The organism is Roseovarius sp. MMSF_3298 (genome assembly GCF_030733705.1).
In the GTDB taxonomy this organism is placed as follows: domain Bacteria; phylum Pseudomonadota; class Alphaproteobacteria; order Rhodobacterales; family Rhodobacteraceae; genus Roseovarius; species Roseovarius confluentis.
Genome location: NZ_JASHIN010000013.1, coordinates 25,316 through 45,540 on the forward strand (window position 1 = coordinate 25,316; position 20,225 = coordinate 45,540).

Sequence of the window (20,225 nt, forward strand, 5' to 3'; positions counted from 1 at the left end):
CGGGCACGTGAAGTCCGCCCCCCCTGAATTTGTCATGATCGGGGAATCCCGGGCCCCGGATCCCGCGAGCGCCGTGGCCGAGGCGGCCGAGGGGCTGGTGGGCAAGGGGCTTTGTTTCGTCTTTGCGGTCCTGCCCGACAGTCTTGATGTGCAGGAAACCAGCGCGATTCTGTCCGAGGCGTTCCAGGGCGTGCCGGTCTTCGGGTGCAGTTCTGCCGGGCAGATCACCACCGACGGGTATGACGATCAGGCGCTGTTGTTGATGGGCTTCCCGCGCAGGAACTTCCGCTGTGCCTCGATGCTGTTCCGGGACCTGCACCCGGACCACGCCACGGCCTTTGCCGCCGAGGCGCAAAAACAGGCGGAGCGGTTCCGGCACACCGCCGGCTGGAACCGGTTCGCGCTGATCGTGGCGGACGGGTTGTCCAAGCAGGAGGATCTGCTGGTCTCGACGCTTGACGCGGTTCTGGGCGACGTGCCGATTTTCGGCGGCTCGGCGGGAGACGGGCTGAAGTTCGAGCGGACCTTCGTTCTGCATGACGGTGAGACGCATTCCAATGCCGCGATGCTGTTGCTGATCGAGACCGACCTGCAGTTCCAGGGCGTGGCCTTCGATCATTTCCAGCCCGAGGGCGCGCAGATCGTCATCACCTCGGCCGATCCCGAGGACCGGCTGGTCTACGAGATCAACGGGGCGCCGGCGGCGGAGGAATACGCGCGGCTGGTGGGCTGCCCGCCCGAGGCGCTGAGCCCGGAGGTGTTTGCAGAAAACCCGATGATGCTGCGCCACAACCTGACGCATTACGCCCGTGCGATCAGCGATGCCAAGCCGGGCGGTGCTCTGTCGTTGCTGGCGGCCATCGACGACGGGTTGATCCTGACGCTGGGCAAGGCGCAAGGCAGCCTGGATGCGCTGCATGCGGGTCTGTCGACGCGGGATGCGGCCGGGCGCGAGCCGGATTTCATCCTTGGCTTCGACTGTTTCCTGCGGCGGCTGGAATTCGAACACAAGCAGCTGACGCATGAGGTGTCGAATATCCTGCGCGCCCACCGGGTGATCGGGTTCAACACCTATGGAGAGCAGAAATCCGGCCTGCACATGAACCAGACCTTCGTGGGCGTGGCGTTCTTCAAACCCGAAGCGCGGGTGCTGAACTGATGCTGGTGAACCCCGACGAGCCGCTGGATGTACAGGTCGAGCGCCAGGCGCGGATTATCGACGCGCTGATGCGGCGGGCGAACCGGCAGGATGATGTGCGCCCCTCGGCGTTTCGTGCGTTCCAGTCCGCCATCGAGTTGCAGGAGAAGATGCAGGCGCAGGGCCGCGACCTGGCGCGCGCGGTGTCGGAACTGGAGACGGTGCGCGGCGAGCAGGAGCGGATGCGCAAGAGCCTGGTGGCGGCGCTGTCGTCGATGGAGGGTGGCTTTGCCCTGTTTATCGACGGCAAGCTGGAGCTTTGCAATCACCTGTTTTTGCAGCTTTTCCCGGACATCTCGAACAAGATCGACACGGGGCTTTCGATCGGCCGGTTCTTTGCGCGGCTGGTGTCGAGCAAGTTCTTCCGCTCGGCCGACCGCAACCTGGCCACGCTGCCCACCACGCTCGAGAAGCGGCGCGACGAAGGCGTGATCACCTCGGTCATGATCGAGATGGCCGACGACCGCTGGTTCCAGCTGAGCGCGCAGCACACGTCGGGCGACAACGTCGTGCTGCTGTTGACCGAGATCACCGATTTCGTGCGGCGCAACCGGTCTGAGAAGGAAAGCCTGATCGACCGGCAGGAGGATTACCTGAAGGCGGTGTTCCAGACGCTGACCTCGGGCGTGTGCACGTTTACGTCCCGGGGGCGCGTGCTGATGCATAACGCGCAGTTCCGGGAGCTTTTGAACGTGCCGGCGTCCCATGTCGCGGAAGGTGAGCCGGTGACGGCGCTGGTGGATTATCTCTTCGAAACTGGCCTGACCGTGGAAGGCGGTGATACGAGCATCGAGGGGATGTATCGCAAGCTGGTCAAGCAGGGTGCGTTTCGACAGCGCGTGCGGCTGGGCCCGATGCGGGTGCTGGAACTGCACATGCACGAGATGCCCGACAGCGGGTACCTGGTGGAGGTCGAGGACGTCACGCTGGAGGCGCAGGCGACCGAAACGCTGGAGCGCCGGGTGATGGAACGCACGGCCGAGCTGACCCGTGCCAACGAGAAGCTGACCGAGGAATACGAGAAGAAGGCGCGGGTCGAGGAAGCATTGCGCGATGCCAAGGACAAGGCGGAGAAGGCTGTGTCGTCGAAGACGCGCTTTCTGGCCGCCGCGTCTCATGACCTGTTGCAGCCGATCAATGCCGCGAAGCTGTTGATCTCGACCCTGCTGGAGACGTCGCGGCACACCGACATGCACGGGCTGGTCGAGCGGCTGGAAGGGTCGTTTCGCTCGACCGAGCAACTGCTGCACTTGCTCTTGGACATCTCGCGGCTGGAAAGTGCGGCGCCTGACACCGTGTCGCCGCTGGTGGTGAACCTGACGGCGATGATGAACAGTATCCATGCCGACCAGAGCCTGGTGGCCGAGCAGAAGAACGTCCGGCTGAAGATGGTGCCCTGTTCGGTGCTGGTGCGGTCGGACCCGGTGTACCTGTTGCGGTCGATCCAGAACCTGGTGGTGAACGCGATCCAGTATACCCAGCCCGGGGGGCGCGTGCTGGTCGGGTGCCGCCGGCGCAAGGGGCGCGTTGTGCTGGAGGTGTGGGACACCGGCATCGGGATCCCCAAGCGCGACCAGCAGCGGGTGTTCGAGGAGTTCGCGCGCGCCGATGGCGAGAAGCTGGCCGCGGGCGTCGGCCTGGGCCTGTCGGTGGTGGAGCGGGCCTGTCGCCTGCTGGGGCACAAGCTGTCGGTGAAATCCAAGCCCGGCGTTGGGTCGGTCTTTCGGATCGAGTTGGAGACGGTCGTGGATGCGCCGGCGGTCAATGAGCCGCTGAGCCTTGCATCCAACGCCGATGACCTGCTGGAAAACCAGATCGTGCTGCTGATCGAGAACGATGAGGATGTTCTGTTCGGCACCACCAAGCGGTTGGAGCAATGGGGGGCCGACGTGCTGGCCTGCCGATCGATCGACGAGGCGGTGACCTGTGTCGAGGATATGGGCATGGCGCCCGACATCATCCTGGCGGATTACACGCTGGACGATGACGAGACCGGCGTGGATGCCATAGCGAAGGTGCGCAAGCTGACCGGCGTGCATGTGCCGGCGATCCTGATCACCGCCGACCGCAGCCCCAGGGTGCGGGCGGCGGGGCTGACCTATGACATCTCGGTGATCTACAAGCCGGTGAAGCTGAACCGGTTGCGGCCGCTGATGGCGTGGAAGATCGGTCAGCAAGGGGATGCCGAGGGACAGGGTGATACGAAAGTGGCCGGTGACAGCGCTGCCGGAGCCTTTAGTGTCTGGTCCGAATAGGGAGGAGATTGAGCATGATGACGCGTCTGACAAGCGCCCTGATCGGGGTTGCCCTGAGCTGTGCCACGGCTGTGGCCGCCCCGCTGAACGGGCAGGAAACATATGACCTGTTGTTCAAGAACGGCACGCTGGACAAGGTGTCGCGTGACACGTCCCTGGTTTACCAGAGGGAGGTCAGTAACGCGCTGGCGCCCGATGCGGCGGAGCGTGACAGCGGCAAGGTGGCGCTGACCGTGGGCGAGGGCGAGAGCCCGATGGCGGTGCTGGAACTGCGGCAGGGCGAGAAGTACCGCAAGCTGGGGCAATTCCCCGCGAGCGTGGGCAACCCGATGATCATGTTCTTCTACGAGAGCACGGTGCGCGACATGGCCGAGAGTGCCGGCGGCAGCAAGTTCTACATCCGCAACCGGGTGAAGGAGGCGCTGGTGCAGCCGAACGAGGTGACGATGGGCGAGGCCGAGTATGACGGTGAGACGGTCGAGACGCAGACGGTGACGATGCAGCCCTTTGCCGAGGACCCGAACCGCGCCCAGATGCGCGGCTTTGGTGATTTGGAGCTGACGGTCACGATGTCCGAGGACGTGCCGGGCTGGTATCTGAGCCTCTTGGCCGAGGCGCCGGGGCCGGAGGGCGGTGAGGGGTACCGTTCGGAAGTGACATTCGAAACGCTGGAGGAGGCGACGCAATGAGACAGCCGTTTGAGTTCAGTCCCCCCCGTCCCGGGCTTGACCCGGGACCTCTGCGCGCGAAGGCCGGGAGGCCCCGGCTCGGGGGCCGGGGCGGCGTAGGGCGGATGGCTGGTGCTGTTCTGGCGTCGATGCTGATTGCAGTGCCGGGCCTGGCGCTGGGCCAGACCGCCGCCGAACGCTTGAACGATTTCCCCACCGCGGCGCGGGCGGATTACGTCTTTGCCTGCATGTCCACGAACGGTACGACGCGCGAGATGCTGCAGAAATGTTCGTGCTCGGTGGACGAGGTGGCGCAGATCCTGTCCTACGAGGAATACCTGGAAGCCGAGACCGTGCTGTCGATGCGCCGGGTGGGCGGCGAGCGCATGGCGGTGTTCAACAGCTCGGCCGCCGCGGCGAACCTGGTGGCGGAGCTGCGCCGGGCGCAGGCCGAGGCAGAGATCGTCTGCTTCTGAACCGACCTCAGCTGCTCGGTTCGACCTCTTTCTTGCCGGGCATGGTGCGGTAGACCAAGGGCGCGTCGGTGTTGGACGCGTGGGTGTCCGCCTGTGCTTGCAGCGCCCCGTGATGCGGCGACTTGATGCAGACCGGATCTGTTGCGGCGGGGTCGCCGACGATGGCCATGGCCTGGCACCGGCAGCCGCCGAAATCCACCAGCTTGCGGTCGCAGGACTTGCAAGGCTCCTGCATCCAGTCGGTGCCGCGATAGGCGTTGAAGGCGCTGCTCTGGTACCAGATCTCGTCCAGCGGCTTGTCGCGCACGTTTTCGAATTCGAGATGCGGGATGGATTGCGCGGCGTGGCAGGGCAGAACCTGCCCGTCTGGGGCGACGTTGAGGCCCGTGCTGCCCCAGCCGCCCATGCAGCGCTTGGGGTAATCGTCGTGATAATCCGCGGGCACGTAGTCGATCACCAGTTTGCCTTTGAGGGCGGCGCGGGATTCGGCGACGATGCGGGTGGCCTCGCGGGCCTGTTCCTTGGTCGGCATGAGGGTGTCGAGGTTCTTGAGGGCCCAGCCGTGGAATTGCACGGTCGCAACCTCGATCCGGCGGGCGCCCATTTCCTGTGCCATCTCGATGGCGCGGGGCAGCTGGTGCAGGTTGCGCCGGTGCAGGACGGCGTTGAGCGTCAGGGGAAAGCCGATCTGGCCGATCCACTCGGCCACCTGCATCTTGCGCTTGTAGCCGCCGTTATAGCCGCCGATTTCGTCGGCCATTTCGGGCGTGGTGCCTTGCAGGGACAGCTGGATGTGGTCGAGGCCGGCCTCGTCCAGTTCTTTCAGCCGGCGCTCGGTCAGGCCGATGCCGGAGGTGATGAGGTTGGTATAGAGCCCCGCATCGCGGGCGGCCTGTACGAGCGGAACGAGATCGCGGCGGGAGGCGGGCTCGCCGCCCGAGAGGTGGAGTTGCAGCACGCCGAGCCTTGCCGCCTCGTCGAAGACGCGGACCCAGGTTTCGGTGTCCAGTTCGCTGTCCTGCCGGGCCAGTTCCACGGGGTTGGAACAATAGGGGCAGGAGAGCGGACAGCGGTGTGTCAGCTCGGCGAGCATGGCGATTGGGGCGGGTATTTTCATTGCGCTACGTCCAGAAATCTGCGGTCGCGCAGGGCCGTAAGGAAGCCGTTGCTGTCCTCGGTGATCTGCTCGACCGGGGCGTTGTACTTGTCCGACAGGGCCTGCGTGATCTCGCCGAAGCTGCGCTGCCCATCGACCTCGGTCAGGATGGCGTGGCCGATCTGGTCGAGGGTGATGGCGCGTTCGGGCGCGAGAAGAACCCACGTGTCGCGCACCTTGTCGAAATGCAGGCGCACGCCGCGGGGCAGGGAGGGAATGTCGGTGGCGATCATCAGGAGGACCTTTCGAGCAGCAGCCCTTCGCCCGGTTGCCAGCCGCCGGGCGGGATGCGGGCGGGTTCGACATAGGCGCTCCAGAGGGCGTCGAGCTGGGACCAGAGCACGTCTGTCTTGAAGATCAGCGCGTTCGCGGCGGCGTCCTGCTTTTCCTGCGTGTCGGCGTGGTCGAGCACCCAGGCGAGGCCGAAGGCGACGTCCTTGGGTGCTTCTTTCAACCGGGTCTTGAAGTAGCTGAGCGAACTGTCGTCGGCGAAGTCGTAGTTCTTCAAGAGGCCCTCGATCCGGTTGGCGTGGATCTTGGGCGCGAAAAGCTCGGTTAGGGACGAGGCGACGGCCTCCAGCAGGGTCTTGTCGCGGACGAAGCGGACATAGGCGTCGCAGGCGAATCTGGTGGCCGGCAGGACGCCCTCGCGGGAGGCGACATAGGCCGGGTCGAGGCCCACGGCCTCGGCCAGCCGGAGCCAGCGCTTGATGCCGCCTTCGTTCTCTGCGGTGCCGTCGTGATCCTCGATCCGGCTGCGCCAGGCGCGGCGCAGGTCGGGGTCTTCGACGCGGCTCATGAAGGCGGCGTCCTTCATCGGGATCGTGTGCTGGTAGTAGTAGCGGTTCAGAACCCAGGCGCGGACCTGGTCGGGCGTGCAGTCGCCGCCATGCAGGCGGTCGTGGAACGGGTGCAGGTCGTGATACCGCTCGGCGCCGATCTTGCGCAGGCGGGCTTCGAACTCTTCGCGGCTTTGCGTCATGGGGTGATCTCCATTCCGTCCTGTCCGATGATCCAGCCCGCTGCCTGTGCCTCGGCCTTTTCCGCCGAATTGGGGCGCAGCACCGGGTTGGTGTTGTTCATGTGCACGAAGACCTTCTTGCCGATATCCACCCCCGCGAAGGCGGCGATGGAGCCGTCGGGACCGGACATGGACATGTGGCCCATGCGCTGGCCCGTCTTCTTTCCCAGCCCGGCGCGGACCATTTCATCGTCGCGCCAGAGCGTGCCGTCGAAAAAGACCATGTCGGCCCCTTGAAGGCGCTCGCGCAGGTCGTCGGTGAGGCGGGCGCAGCCGGGGATGTAGAAGGCCGTCGTGTCGCCGTTTTCCAGAACGACGCCGACGGTCTGTTCGCCCATCAGGTCGGTCTCGACCGTCTCGCCCTCCATGTAGAGCGGGACCTTGCCGGGCACAGCGAAAAGCGTCGCGGTGAGGTCGGGGGCCAGTTCGAACGGCGCGTCGAGGGCGATGTTGGTGCGGGTCACGACGCCGGCATTGAGCGCGTCGAATATGGGATTGGCAGCCAGCACCTCGTGAATGCCCTTGGTTGCGAACAGCGTGAAGGGCTGCATCTCGCGCAACGTAAGCAGGCCGGCCACGTGGTCGATATCGCCATTGGTTACCAGCACGGACGTGAGCGGCAGTTTGCGCAGGTCCGTCGGATAGAGCGCGGGCGTGTGCGACATCTGCTCCCGAATGTCGGGAGAGGCGTTCAGAATTGCCCAATCAACACCGTTTCCGGTGACGGCGAGGGACGATTGCGATTGTGAGGGTATGTCGCCTGAACGTGCAAGGTTGCAGTTGTCACAACCACAGTTCCACTGGGGCAGGCCGCCCCCGGCAGCAGCGCCGAGTATTTGCGCGCGGAATGACATCAAGTATCCTCCCGCGCGCAAGCAGTCTTAGATCAGGACTTCGCGCTCTTCGTCGAAGTCAGGTCCGTACATGTTGATTTCCATGCCGCATTCGATTTCGCGGATGATCGGTTTTGCCCATGCCATGATGGTATCCTCCTTTGAATGACAGTTTAAAGATGACAAGTCGGCCGCGTTATTGCGACTCTTAATTTCTGTGAAACGCTTAGACTTTAGTCCCGGTTCCCGGCGTCGGTACGTGGTGCAAGGCCGTCTATGACGAAGCCCTGGTTGCGTACTGTCTTGATCTCGAAAGCAAAATCGGCGTCGCGGAGTTTCTTCCGCAAATAGCCGATATAGACGTCCACCACGTTTTCGTTACCCGAGCCCTCGGCCTGCCAAAGCGCATCGAAGATGTCGCCGCGTGGCAGGGGGGTGCCGTCGTGGGCGATCAGAAGGCGCAGAAGGTCGTCTTCGCGCTCGGTCAGAGAGACCTTGGCGGTCTCGGTCTGCAGGACGCGGTCGGCGTTCAGCGTGGCGGGCTGCGGGCGCTGCGACGTGGCGCGGCGTTCCTGCACGCGCAGGCGGGCGACCAGCTCTTCGAAGCTGAAGGGTTTGACCACGTAATCGTCGGCCCCGGCCTCGAGACCCGCGGTGCGGTGTTCGACGTCAGAGAGTGCCGAGAGCATCAGGATGGGCAGGGTGGCGCCGTCTTCGCGGGCGCGGCGCACGAGGTCGAGGCCGCTGTCGGCGCCCAGCATGACGTCGATGATGGCGCCCGAGAAGGTCTCGGCGCGCAGTTTGTCTAGCGCGTGGTCGTAGCGGTTGACCGTTTCGGCCTGATAGCCGTGCAGACCCAGCCCCCGCGCCAGGGCGGAGGTGATTTCCGGGTCGTCGTCGACGATCAGGAGGCGGGTCATGGTGATGCGGTCTCTTTCGCGGCTGCGACGGTGAGGATAGCGCCGTTTTAGCCGGATGAAAGGGGAAGGCGAACCGCGATCTTTGTCCCGGGTGCGTCGCCGAGGGCGTCGGCGGGGGGGACGGGGCTTTCGAGGGTGATGGTGCCGTCATGGGTCTCGACCACCCAGCGGGCCAGGGCCAGGCCGATGCCGAAGCCCTGGGCCGAGGCGCTGCCGGCTTGGGAGAAGCGTTCGAAGATGCCCGTCTGGTCTTTGGCTGCGATGCCGGGGCCGTTGTCAATGACGGCGATTTCGGCGGTCTGGTCGTCCGATCGTGCGTCTAGGCGGACATGCCCGCCGTCGCGGGCGTGGCGGATGGCGTTGCGGACAAGCCCCACCAACACCTGACGAATCCAGTTGCGATCGCAGGTGAGCGTGGCGTGGGGAACGTCCGAGAGCGTGAGGGTCATGCCTGCGTTGTCGGCCTCGGCGCGGACTTCTTCGTGCACTTCGGTCATCAGGTCGGGCAGGCCGACAGCGGCGTGTTCGAGCGCCAGCTGCCCGCTGTCGGAGCGCGCGACGCGCAGAAGGTCGTCGATCCGGCGATTGAGACGCGCGGCGCGGGTCTCGATCGTGGCGAAGGCGTCGGCCTCAGACCCGCCTGCCGCCCGACCGATCTGGGCCTCCATCAGGATGACGGTGAGCGGCGTGCGCAATTCGTGGCTGACATCGGCAAAGAAGCGGCGGCGATTCTCGTCGATTTCGGCGAGGGTTTCGTTGGCGGCGCGCAATTCCTCGGTGCGGGCGGCGATGATGCTGTTCAGTTGTGCACGGTCCTGCTCGACCGCGGATTTGCGGGCGGCGAGCGCGTGGGCCATGCGGTTGGTCTCGGCGTAAAGCCCGCCGATTTCGTCCCGGCGGGTTTCGGGCAGGTCGATGGCGAAATCCTCCTGCCCGATCTTCTGTGCGGCGTCGCGCAGGCGGTCCAGCCGGGCGAATTGCGGGCGGATGAGGCCGAAATAGAAGGCCAGAACCATCACGACCGCGGCCACCGCGATGGCGATGGCGGCCAGCGTCAGCTTTTGGCGCAGGCTTACGATATCGGCGCGGATGTCGGCGCGGAAAAGCTGTTCGGTCTGAACCGCCTGGCTGAGCAGGGGGTCGAAGCCAGTGGCGAAGCTGTCGATATGGGCCTGCAGGCGGGGTCTGTCGACGTCGTCGTCGCCAAGGCCGCGCATGGTGCTGTTCAGGAGGGCTTCCATCCTGGCGAGGCCGAGGGATTGGGTGCCGAAGCGGGACTGGGCGTCGATGCCGAGGTCCTCGGCCTCCTGCACGGCCTGGGCCACGTTTTGTTGCAGTCGCCCGAAAGACGCGCGGAGGTTTTCGACCACGGGCTCTAGCCGCTCGGACCGGGTGTCGGCGGGCAATTCGCGCTGCACCGCCTCGGTCGCGACGACGAGAAAGGTGGCGGCCTGGGTCGAGAGGCCCGCATAGCCCGACATGCGCTGTTCGGCCTTGAGCGTGGCATCCAGACGGTCGGACACGGCCAGCAGCCCCAGCCACAGGATCAGCGCGGTGACCCATGTGCCGACCCCCAAGGCCAGGGCGCCGAGGCCGAGAAGGGTCTTCAGCGACATGGCAGAACCGCCTTTTTCGCGGGCATTTGCGATGAAGTGCCGCATTCTTTTGCACAAATTCTGGCGTGACGCGGTGCGCAGGGTCCGGTTACGCTTTTCTTAGGGGAATTGCTGTTGGATGACTGGAGGCACGGGAGCGAGGACCAACGCAACGCGTAAGGAACGATTATGATAGAGCTCCTGTTCGTCGCCTGCCTGGCGACAGATCCAACCCAATGCCGAGAGCGCAGCCTTGTGTTCTCCGATGTAACGCCGATGCAGTGCCTTGCCGGGGCGCAGCCGGAACTGGCGCGCTGGGTGTCGACCCATCCCAACGAACGTGTACGAAGCTGGCGGTGCCGGACAGTGAACGATACCGAGTTCGACATCTGAGGTCCCCTCAGGTCTTGCGCTTCATCAGGCCGCGGGCGGGGTCGTAGCCCCAGATGGCCAGCGCGCAGAAGACTAGAGTGCTGCCTGTGACCCAGGCGAGCGCGGTCCAGTTGATCTGGAGATAAAGCGAGAAGCGGATGAGCTCGACCGCGTAGGTGAAGGGGTTGAGCGCGCAGATGTCGCGCAGGAGCGGTGAGCTTTCTGCCATTTTCCACAAGGGGTAGAGGGCCGAGGACATGAAGAACATCGGGAAGATGACGAAGTTCATCACGCCCGCGAAGTTCTCCAGTTGCTTGATGAAGCTCGACAGGACCAGCCCGAGGCCGCCGAGCATGAGGCCGCCGAGGATCAGGCTGGGCAGCACGGCGAGGTAGCCCCATGTGGGCATTGTGATGCCGAAGGCCGCCGCGATGGCGAGGAAGGTGTAGACCTGCAGCACCGAGATGATCGTCGCGCCGAACAGGCGGCAGATCAGCAGCCACCATCGCGGGAAGGGGCTGGTCAGCAGAAGGCGCATCGAGCCCATTTCGCGGTCGTAGACGAGGCTGAGCGAGGATTGCATCCCGTTGAAGAGCAGCACCATCGCGCAAAGTCCGGGCACGATATAGGTCTCGTAGGTGACGTAGGTCTGGTAGGGCGGGATGATCGACAGGCCGAGGGCCGCGCGGAAGCCTGCGGCGAAGATCAGCAGCCAGACGAGAGGGCGCACAAGCGCGGCGATGAAGCGCTCGCGCTGGTGTACGAAGCGCAGGAATTCGCGGGCGATGATCGCCTTGGCGACGCGGAAGGTGCCGGTCATGCGACCTCCCCCGTGCGCGACAGGAACCAGTCCGACAGGCTTTGATCGCCGCGGGCGGCCCCGGCGGTGCCGCGGTGGATGATTTGGCCCTTGTGCAGAACGACGAGGTCGTCGCCATCGCGCACCTCGTCCGTGAGGTGGGTGGTCCAGAGGACGCAGAGGCCTGTTTTCGTGAGTTCGTGAACGTGGTCCGTTATGCCTTGTCGCGAGGCGGCGTCGAGGCCGACGGTGGGCTCGTCCAGCAAGAGCACGTGTGGGTCGTGAATGAGGGACCGCGCAAGCTCGGTGCGGCGGCGGTGGCCGCCGTTGAGGTCGCGGGCCTTTTCGTCGGCGCGCTGGCGCATGTCGAGCTGGTCGAGGGCGGCGTCGATGCGGCCGGGGATCTCGGATTTCGGCAGGCCTTGCAGGGCGGCGAAATAGGCAAGGTTCTGGCGGACTGACAGGTTGAGATCGAGCGTCGATTGCTGGAAGACGACGCCGAGCTTTCCGAGCGCCTTGCGGGGCTCGCGGCGCATGTCGTGGCCCGCGACGGTGATATCGCCCTGGGGGGGCACCAGCAGGCGGGTCAGCAGGGCAATGAGCGTGGATTTGCCGGCGCCGTTGGGGCCGAGAAGCGCGCAGAAGGTGCCGGGGGCGACGTCGAACGCCACGTCGACCAGCGCCTGCTTGGCGCCGTAGTTGAAGCTGAGGTTGTTGACGGTCAGGCCTGTGGTCACGTGGTCTGGTCCTTTGTCGTTCCGGCGAGCTGTGCGCCGTCTGGCCCACCTTCCAGTGTCAGGGTCCGGTGTGCAAGCCGTGTCGCCTCGGCCATGTCGTGGGTCACGAAAAGGGTCGCGGGCTGGTGGCGGGCGATGAGCTCTTCGGTCAGGGTCAGCATCCGGTCGGCGGCGGCGGCGTCGAGCGACACGAACGGCTCGTCCATGATCAGCAGGTCGGGCTGGCCCGCAAAGGCGCGGGCGAGGGCGAGGCGGCGCTGTTGGCCGAGGGAGAGTTGACCGGGAAAGAGAGTTTCCTTGCCGGTGAGGCCGACCTCGTCAAGCGCGGCGAGGGCGCGCTCGGGCGGCAGGCCGGGATGAAGGAGCGTGAGGTTGTCGAGGGCGGAGCGCCACGGCAGCAGGGTGGGTTCCTGGAAGACCATGGCCATCGCCTGAGGCCGGTCGATATGGCCGGTGAAATCGGTGTCGATACCCGAGACCAACCGCAAAAGGGTGGACTTGCCGATGCCGGAGGGGCCGACAAGGGCGACGGTTTCGCCCTGCGCGATCCCGAAGGCGATGGGGCCGAGCACGAGGTCGTCGCCGAAGCGTTTCTCAGAGATCGAGACGGTGATCATGCGCGGCGCCACCGGGTTGCGTGGCGTTCCCACGGTTGCAGCAGCGCCCATTCCACGAGCAGCATGACCGCGATGAAGGAGAATGCGTAGACCAGCACCATGGATACGTCGAATAGCTGGAAATAAAGGTGGATCTGGAAGCCTACGCCGGAGGAGCGGCCGAGGAATTCGACCACGAGCACGATTTTCCAGATGACGGCCACGCCGCCACGGGCGGCAGCGGCGATGAAGGGGCCGAGTTGCGGCAGGATCACGTGGCGCAGGTGCGTCCAGCCCGACATGCGGTAGACGCGGGCCAGCGCGTCAAGCTGCGGGTCCAGCGCACGGGCGCCTTCGCGGATGACGATGGCGACGTTGGGCACCTTGTTGAGCGTGACGGCGGCGATGGCGGCGGCCTCGGTCAGGCCGATCCAGAGGTAGCAGAGCACGATCAGTACCAGCGCGGGCAGGTTGAGGAAGATCACCAGCCACGGGTCGAGCCAGCGGTTGAGCGCGGGGGAGCGACCCATCGCGAGGCCGATGATCCCGCCCAGCGTCATGGCGAGGCAGAAGGCCCAAAGCACGCGCAGGAGGGTGGCGGAGAGGTGGGTCCAGAGTTCGCCGCTGGCGATTTCCTGTGCAAAGAGGGGCGCGAGGGCCCAGGGGGTGGGCAGGACCTGCGGGTCGGCCTTGAGCGTTGACGCCACGACCCAAAGGGCCAGAAGCCCCGCGATGGAGAGGAGCGGCGTCAGCTTGGTCTGCATTTACTGGACGTCGGCAAATAGGCCGTCGGGGAGTGTGTCGGCCTCGCCCACCAGCTCGGCGCCGCCGAGGTCGTGCATCAGGCTGAGAAGGGCCTGGGCGGCGTCGGTGTCGATCGGCTTGCGCGCCGGAATGCCGGCGATCCAGTCGGTGCGCAGTTGCTCGAATTCGGCGTCGCTGTCGGCATTCATCATCGGGCGCAGGTCTTGCCAGATCTCGTCGGAGGACATGAGCAGGGTTTTGGCCTCGCGGCTGGCCTCGAAGAAGGACTGGGCGAGGCCGGGGTTCTCCGACAGGAAACCTTCCTTGAAATAATAGCCCAGCAGCGGCGTTTCGGGGTCGAGGCCCAGCTCGCGGGCGGCGGTGTCGACGGAAATGAGTTCGTGCATGCCGGCGGCCTTCATCTTGGCGAGGTAGTGCCAGTAATTGATGGCCCCGGCGAGGCTGCCGTCAAGGGCGGTGCGGAAAACGAGGGGCGGGGCGCCGAAGACCTGTTCGGTTTCCGCCTCCAGGTCGAGGTCATGGGCCTGCTGCGCATACGCGCGCAGGATGAGCCAGGACTTGTCGAGCGGGCCGCCGGCGATGCCGAGTTTCTTCCCGGCAAGGTCTGCAAGGGTTTCCGCGGTGGAATCTGCGGGAACGACCACGCCGCCCACTGCGCGGGAATAGGGGATAAACACGTAAGGTTTGCCCGCGGCGCGCTGGCGGGCAACCCAGATCCAGTCGGCGACGGCCATGTCGGCTTCGTTGCCTTCGACCGCGATGCGGGTGGCGCCATTGTCGGCATAGGGCTGAATGTCGAGGATGAAGCCGTGTTTTTCGTCGAGGCCTTCATCGACGATGGTCTGAAGCTCCCAGTTGACCGTGCCGATCTTGAGGGTTGCGGCACGGATCGTGGGGGGCTCTTGGGCGTAGGCCGCCATGCTGCTTAGCAAGAAGGAGAGAGATGCTATGATGCGCAACATGGCGGGCCTTTACTCCATGGGAGAACGGTAAATTTACTCGGCGCGGCGTTCGACCTCGTTCAGGTCGGCGTCGAGTTCGATGTCGAACTGGTTGCCGCCCTTGCAGATCACGTCGTCAAGCTCGTAGCCGCCGTCATCTTCGGCTTCGATATCGGCGGGGTCCATCTGGCATTCGATGGAGGCGAGATAGGCCTCGATCTTTTCGACCGTTTCGGCGTCTACGTGGTCGTCGGCGAGGGCGGGCGAGGCGATAAGCGCCGCGATTGCGAAAATACGTTTCATTTTCAGGGCTCCGTTACTGGATGTTGAAGGTGACTTGTTGCGTTTCGCCGGTGGAGCCGGGGATGCGCAGCGTGTGGCTGCCCGGCTTGATGGCGATGAACGAGATCGTGGCAACGCCCGCCTTGTCGAATTCGAGGGAATCGACAGCCATGGGACGGATCTCGATCTGGTTGATGACGATCTCGTTCATCCAGATCGCGCGGAAGAAATCGCTGCCGGTGACGGCCAGCTCGGCGGAGCCGTCGGCGGTGATTTCAAGCGTGTAATAGGCGCCTGATTGCAGGTTCACGCTGCCAGTCTCGTGCAGGGGCTGGCCCGAGGCGAGGGTGATCGGGATGTCGTCACCGCGATTGCAGGCGGCCAGCAGACCAGCAAAGCCGAGGTCGTCGCAGAGCGGTGCGGCGGCGGCGGGGCCGGTGAGGCAGGTGGCGGCGGTGGCCGCGGCCATCATCAGTTTCTTCATCTTTTCTGTCTCCTTCATTATTCGATGGTCACCACGCCCCAGGGTTGTTCGCCAACCTGGATGGAGCGCACGGCCTCTTCCTTGGCCACGTCGATGACGGTGATGTCGTTGGAATTGCCGTTGGTCGTCAGCAGGTATTTCTCGTCCGGCGTGAAATCGAGCTGCCAGACACGCTGGCCCACGAGGATGTAGTCGAGCACCTCGAGGCTTTGGGCATCGACCACGGCGACGCGGTTGGAGGGGCCGAGCGCCACGAAGAGGCGCTTGCCGTCGGAAGTGACCTTGGCGCCCACGGGTTGCAGCCATTCGGGCTGGACGTTGGGAACCTCGAAGCTGATCTTCTCGATCAGGGTGGGCGTGCCGTCCTCGGCGATGTCCATGACGCTGACGGTGCCGCCGATCTCGGACGTGACGAAGAGGCGGGTGCCGTCGGCGGTATACTGGGCGTAGCGCGGGCGCTGGTCGACCAGCACGTTGTGCTTGATCTCGTAATCCTCGGTCGAGATGAAATGCGCCATGTTGGTCGTCTCGGAGGTGTTCACCACCCACTTGGCGTCGGGGCTCATGCCCATGCCTTCGGGCTCCACCCCCACGGGGACCTCGGCCAGCACGGTGCGGCTTTCGGTATCGGTGACGGTCACAAGGTTGTCATCCTCGTTGGCGATATAGAGCCGCTTGCCCGAGGGCTCGATGATGAAAAGCTCGGGGTCGGGGCCGGAGGGGAGCGAGGGCAGTTCCTCGTAGGTTTCCGAATCGAAAACCCGGACGAGGTTATCGTCGGAGGCGCAGACATAGATCTTGGTGCCGTCGGGGCTGGCGGTGATGCCGCGGGGGCGATTGCCGGCGAAGAATTCGTCGGTCACTTCCCATGTTTCGGTATCGACCACGGTGATGGTGTTGCCGCGTTCGTTGGTCACGAAGGCCTTGCCGGCCAGCGCGGGCCCGGCGGCGAGCGCCAGGGCGGAGGTCAGAAGGAGTGCCTTGAGTTTCATGTGTTCCCCTTAGTTGCTGAAGGCCGTGCAGGCCGATTCCGGGCGGTCGAGGCCGAGCGTGTCCTGCACGGCGTTCTGATGCAGGAAGCCTTCCTGCGGGCTGACGCTAATTGTGACGCGGTCGTCATAGAGCATGACCTGCTGGCGCATCTGGCCGTTCCAGTCGCGGAAGGTGACTTCCTGCCCCTTGAAACCGGCCAGTTCGAATTGGTCGGAAAGCAGGTAGTCTTTCACCCCGTCGGGTTCGGCGGTTTCTGCGCGGGTCACGGCCTCGCCCACTGCGCGCAGGGCGATCCAGACGTTGTAATCGGCGTCCTTGATGTAGCGGTTCGCCAGTTCCTCGAACCGGGTCTGAAGCTGGGTTGCGCCGTAGGCTTCGTGCCCGCCATGCATTTGCACGGGGCGCAGGCCGGACGATCCCATCACGGGGCGCGGATCCCACAGGTGATAGGTGAGGTAGGCGGCGAAATAGTCGGTCTCATCCGCGGTGATGACCACGTCATGCTCGGGCAGGCCCTGCATGAAGCTGGGCAGTTGGCGCTGGACGAGAACGTGCCCAGAGTCGGTGCGGCGGGCGCCGCCGGTGTCCTCGAACGTGCGTTCCTCGACGATATTGGCGCCGAACTTGGTGGCGGCGCGGCGATAGGCGTCTGCCAGCGCCATGTCGGCGGGGTTGGAGCCGGCGATGAGCACCCAGCGCGGCCATTTCTTCCAGATGGCGAATTGCGCGATGGCGTCGGCCTGCTGGGCATAGCTGGTGGCGGTGTGCAGGAGGTTGGCGCGGCATTCCTCGTTGCGCATGGCCATGTCCCCGGCGCGGGCGTTGAAGACCAGCGCGCCATCCTCGGCAGCACGGTCGGCGAGGCGCAGAACGTCCTCTTCCCGGGCGTGGATGACGATCAGGCGGATGCCGTCGGCGAGAATTTCATCGAGAGCGGCATCGGCGGCGTCGGGCGTGGCTGATTTCTGTACCGTCTCGTAGGTATGGCCCATGAAGCTGCCGGTGCTGTTATTGTCCTGATCGGCCAGCGCGGCGCCGGCGAAGCCCAGGTCCTCGGGCGCCTCGTCGAAGCGCGAAATGGGGCGCTGGACCTGGTAGTCGACTCTTAGGACGGCGGCGCGCACGTCGATGGCGGCGGCAGATCCTGCGGTGAAAATCAGCGTGGCGGCGCAGAGCAGCGCGGCCGCGAAAAGCGTCGCAAAACGGTTCAGCACTTTTATCCTCCCTTACCGCCAGATTGCCTCTCGCGGCCCGACCAATACCAATTGCCGTGTTTCGCAATCACTGTACGCAACGCAGAATGAAGGGCGACTCTTAACTTCTAAGAACGTCTGTATGCGATTGATATTGTTCCTGTTCCTGGCTTTCGCCCCGGCTGCGTACGCGCAAGGGGAGGTGGCCTTTTTCGGGCTTCATCTAGAGGACAGTTCGGACCAGACGACACAATCTTCGTCGCTGGTGGCCGCTGGGCCGGACGATGCGGACCTGGCCCGCGTGGAGATGCTGGAAGGGATGCTGACGGAGCGATTCGAGGCGGAAGGTTATACGCTTTTGGATCTTGCGCCGGTGGCGGAGGAGTTGGAGCGCGTGAGCAACCCGGCGAGCTGTTACGGATGCGATATTCGCATGGCCAAGACGCTGGGCGCGGAGTTCATCCTGGTGGGCGAGGTCAACATGGTGTCGCCTGTTCTTGTGTCCATCGCGGTGCAGTTGAAGGATGGCACCAGTGGCGAGATCGTGAAGGGCGGCAGCGTCAGCGTGCGCGGCAGCACCGACGAGATCTGGGCGCGGGGGATGCGACAAATCTTGAAAAACCGAATCTTCAGGGAGGAAGATACATGAGAAGACGAGTGTTCATGGCCAGCCTGACGGCGCTGATGCTGCCGGGTATGGCGCTGGCGCACGGGCCGACGCGGCAGAAGGTGACGCTGACCACCGAGGTGGCGGCGGACCCGGCCGAGGTCTGGGAGGCGATCGGGAATTTCCAGGACATGTCCTGGCACCCGGCGGTGCATTCGACGGAAGGCGAGGGCGGCAACGAGATCGACGCCACGCGGGTTCTGACGCTGGGCGAGGACGGTGGGCCGACCATCGACGAGATCCTCTACAAGTACAGCGACGAGAAGATGAGCTATTCCTACCGGATCACCGAGGTGGCGGTCGAGACGCTGCCGGTGACGAATTACTCGTCGCACCTGACGGTGAAGCCGCGTGACGGGGGCGGGTCGATCGTGGAATGGCGGGGCGCGTTCTATCGCGGCTATCCGAACAACGATCCGCCGCCCGAACTGAATGACGAGGCGGCGATTGCAGCTGTCAGCGGCGTCTACCAGGCGGGGCTGGATGCCCTGACCGAGCGGTTCGGTGCGCCGGGCTCTTAATGCGCTGGCGCTTTGCCTGGCCACGCCGGTGGCCGGGCAGACCGCCTTTGTCACCTGTCAGCCTGCTGATGCGTTGAGCGTGATCGACGTGGCCCGAGGGGTCGAGGTTGATCGCTGGGACGTGGCGGGCAAGCCTGCCGGGGTCGCCGTTGGTGGTGATGCGGTCTATTCCGTCTCCCCGGATACCAAGACCGTGCGGCGTTTCACGCTCACCGGCAGGCTTTTGACCGAAACGGTGCTGGATGGCGGGCCGACCGGCGTGGCGCTGGATGCGGCGCGCGGGCGGCTGTTCGTGTCGGACTGGTACAATGCGCGGCTTTGGGTTTTGGACGCCGAAAGCCTCGAGGTCTTGCAGGAGCTCGAGACCGGGGCGGAGCCGGCGGGGATCGCGCTGTCGGAAGATGGGCGGTTTCTGGCCAGTGCCGAGAAGGATGCCGACAGGGTGTCGGTCTGGGATGCAGAGACTTTGGAGTTGTTGCACCGTGTCGGCGTGGGCGTGCGGCCCTACGGGCTTGGCTTTGCACCCGATGGGCGGCTGTTGGTGGGTAACGTGGGCAGCAATGACGTGAGCGTCGTGGATGCGTCCGTGGGCAAGGTTTTGGCCACGGTACCGGTGGGAGAACGGCCCTACGGCGTCGCCTTTGCAAGCGGACGGGCCTTTGTGACCAACCAGTATGCGAACAGTCTGAGCGTGATCGACCTGGACACGCTGGAGCCGGTCGAGGAGGTCAGCGTCGGGGAATATCCCGAAGGGATCGACGCCACGGCGGACGGCGCACATGTGGTCTTCGCCAACTGGTTCGAGAACACGGTGACCGTGATGGACGCACAAACTCTGGACGTGGTATATGACGTCGAGACATGCGACGGGCCGCGGGCCTTTGGCATATTCCTGTCGGGAGGAGACAAGGAATGATTGGAACATCCATACGCGCGTTGAGTGCGCTGTGCGTGATGGCGGTGCCGGCGCTGGCGGGCACCTGGGAGGATCTGAGCGCCGAGATGTATGGCGAGCGGGCGCTCCTGGACGGCACCGAAGTGATCGCCATCGACGCGCCTTACCGGACGGGCAACGATGCGCGCACGCAGCTGGCGGCGCAGGTGGTGGCGCCGGAAGGGGCCGAGATTGCCAGCGTGACGCTGGTGATCGACGAGAACCCGATGCCGGTGTCGGCCGTCTTTGACCTGGATGCGCCGTTGCCGGCGTTCTTTTTCGACGTGACCATGCGGATCAATGGGCCGACGCCGATGCATGTCGTGGCCGAGACGACCGATGGGCGGCTCTTCGTCTCTGAGGCCTTCGTCAAGACGTCGGGGCAGGGCGCCTGTGCGGCCCCGCCGGGGACCGATCCGAAGCTGGCGCTTGAAACGCTGGGACAGGTGGAGATCGAACTGGCCGGGCAGTTGACCGGTCTGGGGCAAAGTGCGGCGGACAAGCTGGCCAATCGGCTGAACCGGATGGACGTGGACATTTCGCACCCGTCGCATTCGGGGATGCAGATGGACCAGATCACGCTGCTGTTCTTGCCCATGCGCTATGTCGAGACGGTGGAGATCGACCTGGACGGTGCGGGATATGTCGAGATGACGGGGTCGATTTCGCTGTCGGAAAACCCGCAGGTGGCGCTATCGGTGCCGAGCCGGGCGCAGGCGGTGGATGTGACGATGACGGACACCGATGGCACCGTGACCCACGCGCACAAGAAACTGACCGGATATTAAGAAAGGGCGGCCCCGGGCACATGATGCGCCC

At 64.9% G+C, this 20,225-nt stretch carries 25 protein-coding genes; 9 read left to right on the top strand and 16 right to left on the bottom strand.

Annotated elements, in window-relative coordinates; translation table 11 throughout:
* The first annotated feature begins 34 nt into the window (after window positions 1-34).
* The 4 genes from RBB18_RS12815 (at window position 35) to RBB18_RS12830 (ending at window position 4,597) form a co-directional block, all read left to right on the top strand.
* Complete coding sequence (locus RBB18_RS12815; protein ID WP_306111238.1) at window positions 35-1,159, top strand: FIST N-terminal domain-containing protein; 1,125 nt, start codon at window positions 35-37, stop codon at window positions 1,157-1,159.
* A complete protein-coding gene (locus RBB18_RS12820) occupies window positions 1,159-3,453 on the top strand; it encodes an ATP-binding protein (protein ID WP_306111239.1) in 2,295 nt (764 codons plus the stop codon). The genes RBB18_RS12815 and RBB18_RS12820 overlap by 1 nt, the downstream gene beginning before the upstream one ends.
* Window positions 3,454-3,467: 14 nt before the next feature.
* Window positions 3,468-4,142, top strand: coding sequence for a hypothetical protein (locus RBB18_RS12825; protein ID WP_306111240.1), 675 nt, complete (start codon window positions 3,468-3,470; stop codon window positions 4,140-4,142).
* A gap of 104 nt (window positions 4,143-4,246) precedes the next feature.
* A complete protein-coding gene (locus tag RBB18_RS12830; protein ID WP_103764916.1) occupies window positions 4,247-4,597 on the top strand; it encodes a hypothetical protein in 351 nt (116 codons plus the stop codon).
* Window positions 4,598-4,604: 7 nt separating this feature from the next.
* On the opposite strand, the gene pqqE is transcribed toward RBB18_RS12830, so the two are convergent.
* The 7 genes from pqqE to RBB18_RS12865 form a co-directional block, all read right to left on the bottom strand.
* On the bottom strand, window positions 4,605-5,714 hold the full coding sequence (pqqE, locus tag RBB18_RS12835) for a pyrroloquinoline quinone biosynthesis protein PqqE (RefSeq protein ID WP_306111241.1): 1,110 nt from the start codon (window positions 5,712-5,714) through the stop codon (window positions 4,605-4,607).
* The gene (gene pqqD / locus RBB18_RS12840; protein WP_057796101.1) at window positions 5,711-5,986 is read right to left on the bottom strand and encodes a pyrroloquinoline quinone biosynthesis peptide chaperone PqqD; all 276 of its coding nucleotides are present in this window, start codon (window positions 5,984-5,986) and stop codon (window positions 5,711-5,713) included. The genes pqqE and pqqD overlap by 4 nt, the downstream gene beginning before the upstream one ends.
* Window positions 5,986-6,735: a pyrroloquinoline-quinone synthase PqqC gene (pqqC, locus tag RBB18_RS12845; protein ID WP_306111242.1), complete on the bottom strand. Its 750-nt coding sequence runs from the start codon at window positions 6,733-6,735 to the stop codon at window positions 5,986-5,988. The genes pqqD and pqqC overlap by 1 nt, the downstream gene beginning before the upstream one ends.
* Window positions 6,732-7,628 (bottom strand): pyrroloquinoline quinone biosynthesis protein PqqB, encoded by an 897-nt coding sequence (gene pqqB / locus RBB18_RS12850; RefSeq protein ID WP_306111243.1) that lies wholly within the window; start codon window positions 7,626-7,628, stop codon window positions 6,732-6,734. The genes pqqC and pqqB overlap by 4 nt, the downstream gene beginning before the upstream one ends.
* A gap of 27 nt (window positions 7,629-7,655) precedes the next feature.
* Window positions 7,656-7,754 carry a pyrroloquinoline quinone precursor peptide PqqA gene (gene pqqA, locus RBB18_RS12855; RefSeq protein ID WP_057796095.1) on the bottom strand — a complete coding sequence of 33 codons (99 nt, stop codon included), beginning with the start codon at window positions 7,752-7,754 and terminating at the stop codon, window positions 7,656-7,658.
* 86 nt (window positions 7,755-7,840) lie between these two features.
* A complete protein-coding gene (locus RBB18_RS12860; protein ID WP_103764920.1) occupies window positions 7,841-8,527 on the bottom strand; it encodes a response regulator transcription factor in 687 nt (228 codons plus the stop codon).
* Between the two features lie 47 nt (window positions 8,528-8,574).
* Window positions 8,575-10,143: a HAMP domain-containing sensor histidine kinase gene (locus RBB18_RS12865; protein ID WP_245890577.1), complete on the bottom strand. Its 1,569-nt coding sequence runs from the start codon at window positions 10,141-10,143 to the stop codon at window positions 8,575-8,577.
* A 168-nt stretch (window positions 10,144-10,311) separates the two neighbouring features.
* Between RBB18_RS12865 and RBB18_RS12870 the strand changes: the two genes are divergently transcribed.
* Complete coding sequence (locus RBB18_RS12870) at window positions 10,312-10,515, top strand: hypothetical protein (protein WP_103764922.1); 204 nt, start codon at window positions 10,312-10,314, stop codon at window positions 10,513-10,515.
* Window positions 10,516-10,522: 7 nt separating this feature from the next.
* Here the strand turns inward: RBB18_RS12870 and RBB18_RS12875 are convergent, their stop codons facing one another.
* The 9 genes from RBB18_RS12875 to RBB18_RS12915 are packed head-to-tail and all read right to left on the bottom strand — an operon-like array spanning window position 10,523 to window position 17,305.
* A complete protein-coding gene (locus tag RBB18_RS12875) occupies window positions 10,523-11,314 on the bottom strand; it encodes an ABC transporter permease (protein ID WP_103764923.1) in 792 nt (263 codons plus the stop codon).
* On the bottom strand, window positions 11,311-12,030 hold the full coding sequence (locus RBB18_RS12880; RefSeq protein ID WP_306111244.1) for an ABC transporter ATP-binding protein: 720 nt from the start codon (window positions 12,028-12,030) through the stop codon (window positions 11,311-11,313). Before RBB18_RS12880 ends, RBB18_RS12875 begins: the two co-directional genes overlap by 4 nt.
* Window positions 12,027-12,647 (bottom strand): ABC transporter ATP-binding protein, encoded by a 621-nt coding sequence (locus RBB18_RS12885; RefSeq protein ID WP_306111245.1) that lies wholly within the window; start codon window positions 12,645-12,647, stop codon window positions 12,027-12,029. The genes RBB18_RS12880 and RBB18_RS12885 overlap by 4 nt, the downstream gene beginning before the upstream one ends.
* On the bottom strand, window positions 12,644-13,390 hold the full coding sequence (locus RBB18_RS12890) for an ABC transporter permease (RefSeq protein WP_274594561.1): 747 nt from the start codon (window positions 13,388-13,390) through the stop codon (window positions 12,644-12,646). Before RBB18_RS12890 ends, RBB18_RS12885 begins: the two co-directional genes overlap by 4 nt.
* A complete protein-coding gene (locus tag RBB18_RS12895; RefSeq protein WP_306111246.1) occupies window positions 13,391-14,353 on the bottom strand; it encodes an ABC transporter substrate-binding protein in 963 nt (320 codons plus the stop codon).
* Window positions 14,354-14,386: 33 nt separating this feature from the next.
* Window positions 14,387-14,635 carry a PepSY domain-containing protein gene (locus tag RBB18_RS12900; protein ID WP_274594563.1) on the bottom strand — a complete coding sequence of 83 codons (249 nt, stop codon included), beginning with the start codon at window positions 14,633-14,635 and terminating at the stop codon, window positions 14,387-14,389.
* Between the two features lie 13 nt (window positions 14,636-14,648).
* Window positions 14,649-15,098, bottom strand: a complete 450-nt coding sequence (locus RBB18_RS12905) for a hypothetical protein (RefSeq protein WP_103764963.1) — start codon at window positions 15,096-15,098, stop codon at window positions 14,649-14,651.
* Window positions 15,099-15,115: 17 nt separating this feature from the next.
* Window positions 15,116-16,090: a YVTN family beta-propeller repeat protein gene (locus RBB18_RS12910; RefSeq protein ID WP_306111247.1), complete on the bottom strand. Its 975-nt coding sequence runs from the start codon at window positions 16,088-16,090 to the stop codon at window positions 15,116-15,118.
* Between the two features lie 9 nt (window positions 16,091-16,099).
* Window positions 16,100-17,305 carry an ABC transporter substrate-binding protein gene (locus RBB18_RS12915; protein ID WP_371931648.1) on the bottom strand — a complete coding sequence of 402 codons (1,206 nt, stop codon included), beginning with the start codon at window positions 17,303-17,305 and terminating at the stop codon, window positions 16,100-16,102.
* Between the two features lie 121 nt (window positions 17,306-17,426).
* Here RBB18_RS12915 and RBB18_RS12920 point away from each other — a divergent pair, with 121 nt between their 5' ends.
* The 4 genes from RBB18_RS12920 to RBB18_RS12935 are packed head-to-tail and all read left to right on the top strand — an operon-like array spanning window position 17,427 to window position 20,194.
* Window positions 17,427-17,933: a DUF3280 domain-containing protein gene (locus RBB18_RS12920; RefSeq protein ID WP_306111248.1), complete on the top strand. Its 507-nt coding sequence runs from the start codon at window positions 17,427-17,429 to the stop codon at window positions 17,931-17,933.
* A complete protein-coding gene (locus tag RBB18_RS12925) occupies window positions 17,930-18,472 on the top strand; it encodes an SRPBCC family protein (RefSeq protein ID WP_103764930.1) in 543 nt (180 codons plus the stop codon). The genes RBB18_RS12920 and RBB18_RS12925 overlap by 4 nt, the downstream gene beginning before the upstream one ends.
* Window positions 18,456-19,388, top strand: coding sequence for a cytochrome D1 domain-containing protein (locus tag RBB18_RS12930; RefSeq protein ID WP_306111249.1), 933 nt, complete (start codon window positions 18,456-18,458; stop codon window positions 19,386-19,388). The genes RBB18_RS12925 and RBB18_RS12930 overlap by 17 nt, the downstream gene beginning before the upstream one ends.
* Entirely contained in the window at window positions 19,385-20,194 is an 810-nt protein-coding gene (locus tag RBB18_RS12935; RefSeq protein ID WP_306111250.1) for a quinoprotein dehydrogenase-associated SoxYZ-like carrier, read from the top strand. The genes RBB18_RS12930 and RBB18_RS12935 overlap by 4 nt, the downstream gene beginning before the upstream one ends.
* Window positions 20,195-20,225: the final 31 nt, after the last annotated feature.

Coding starts and splice junctions, on each gene's coding strand:
- RBB18_RS12815 (WP_306111238.1), top strand. CDS start 35: ATGATCGGGGAATCCCGGGCCCCGGATCCCGCGAGCGCCGTGGCCGAG.
- RBB18_RS12820 (WP_306111239.1), top strand. CDS start 1,159: ATGCTGGTGAACCCCGACGAGCCGCTGGATGTACAGGTCGAGCGCCAG.
- RBB18_RS12825 (WP_306111240.1), top strand. CDS start 3,468: ATGATGACGCGTCTGACAAGCGCCCTGATCGGGGTTGCCCTGAGCTGT.
- RBB18_RS12830 (WP_103764916.1), top strand. CDS start 4,247: ATGGCTGGTGCTGTTCTGGCGTCGATGCTGATTGCAGTGCCGGGCCTG.
- pqqE (WP_306111241.1), bottom strand. CDS start 5,714: ATGAAAATACCCGCCCCAATCGCCATGCTCGCCGAGCTGACACACCGC.
- pqqD (WP_057796101.1), bottom strand. CDS start 5,986: ATGATCGCCACCGACATTCCCTCCCTGCCCCGCGGCGTGCGCCTGCAT.
- pqqC (WP_306111242.1), bottom strand. CDS start 6,735: ATGACGCAAAGCCGCGAAGAGTTCGAAGCCCGCCTGCGCAAGATCGGC.
- pqqB (WP_306111243.1), bottom strand. CDS start 7,628: ATGTCATTCCGCGCGCAAATACTCGGCGCTGCTGCCGGGGGCGGCCTG.
- pqqA (WP_057796095.1), bottom strand. CDS start 7,754: ATGGCATGGGCAAAACCGATCATCCGCGAAATCGAATGCGGCATGGAA.
- RBB18_RS12860 (WP_103764920.1), bottom strand. CDS start 8,527: ATGACCCGCCTCCTGATCGTCGACGACGACCCGGAAATCACCTCCGCC.
- RBB18_RS12865 (WP_245890577.1), bottom strand. CDS start 10,143: ATGTCGCTGAAGACCCTTCTCGGCCTCGGCGCCCTGGCCTTGGGGGTC.
- RBB18_RS12870 (WP_103764922.1), top strand. CDS start 10,312: ATGATAGAGCTCCTGTTCGTCGCCTGCCTGGCGACAGATCCAACCCAA.
- RBB18_RS12875 (WP_103764923.1), bottom strand. CDS start 11,314: ATGACCGGCACCTTCCGCGTCGCCAAGGCGATCATCGCCCGCGAATTC.
- RBB18_RS12885 (WP_306111245.1), bottom strand. CDS start 12,647: ATGATCACCGTCTCGATCTCTGAGAAACGCTTCGGCGACGACCTCGTG.
- RBB18_RS12890 (WP_274594561.1), bottom strand. CDS start 13,390: ATGCAGACCAAGCTGACGCCGCTCCTCTCCATCGCGGGGCTTCTGGCC.
- RBB18_RS12895 (WP_306111246.1), bottom strand. CDS start 14,353: ATGTTGCGCATCATAGCATCTCTCTCCTTCTTGCTAAGCAGCATGGCG.
- RBB18_RS12900 (WP_274594563.1), bottom strand. CDS start 14,635: ATGAAACGTATTTTCGCAATCGCGGCGCTTATCGCCTCGCCCGCCCTC.
- RBB18_RS12905 (WP_103764963.1), bottom strand. CDS start 15,098: ATGAAGAAACTGATGATGGCCGCGGCCACCGCCGCCACCTGCCTCACC.
- RBB18_RS12910 (WP_306111247.1), bottom strand. CDS start 16,090: ATGAAACTCAAGGCACTCCTTCTGACCTCCGCCCTGGCGCTCGCCGCC.
- RBB18_RS12920 (WP_306111248.1), top strand. CDS start 17,427: ATGCGATTGATATTGTTCCTGTTCCTGGCTTTCGCCCCGGCTGCGTAC.
- RBB18_RS12925 (WP_103764930.1), top strand. CDS start 17,930: ATGAGAAGACGAGTGTTCATGGCCAGCCTGACGGCGCTGATGCTGCCG.
- RBB18_RS12935 (WP_306111250.1), top strand. CDS start 19,385: ATGATTGGAACATCCATACGCGCGTTGAGTGCGCTGTGCGTGATGGCG.